Source organism: Ramlibacter sp. AN1133, from assembly GCF_037890035.1.
Taxonomy (GTDB): Bacteria; Pseudomonadota; Gammaproteobacteria; order Burkholderiales; family Burkholderiaceae_C; genus Ramlibacter.
The window spans coordinates 1-331 of record NZ_JBBKTQ010000066.1 but is presented as its reverse complement, the minus strand read 5'-3'; the positions used below and the strand labels follow the sequence as shown (position 1 = coordinate 331).

The window sequence follows — 331 nt, the reverse complement described above, 5'->3', positions numbered from 1 at the left end:
AGCGCGCAAGGCCACGGTGCTGGCCATCGACTCGCTGCCGCGCCAGCTCTCGCGGGCCCAGAAGATGGACGCGCTGACCTCCATGGCGGGCATCAGCGGCTACCGCGCGGTGATCGAGGCAGCCAATGCCTTCGGCCGCTTCTTCAACGGCCAGGTGACGGCCGCGGGCAAGATCCCGCCGGCCAAGGTGTTCATCGCCGGTGCCGGCGTCGCCGGCCTCGCCGCGATCGGCACGGCCGCCAACCTGGGCGCCATCGTGCGCGCCAACGACACCCGCGCCGAGGTGGCCGACCAGGTCGTCTCCCTGGGCGGCGAATTCGTCAAGGTCGAC

Annotated in this window: 1 pseudogene; it reads left to right on the top strand. The window is 71.9% G+C overall.

What is annotated here, in order from left to right:
• Positions 1 to 331 (top strand): annotated as a pseudogene (gene pntA / locus WG923_RS30380) (Re/Si-specific NAD(P)(+) transhydrogenase subunit alpha); the annotation flags it as partial.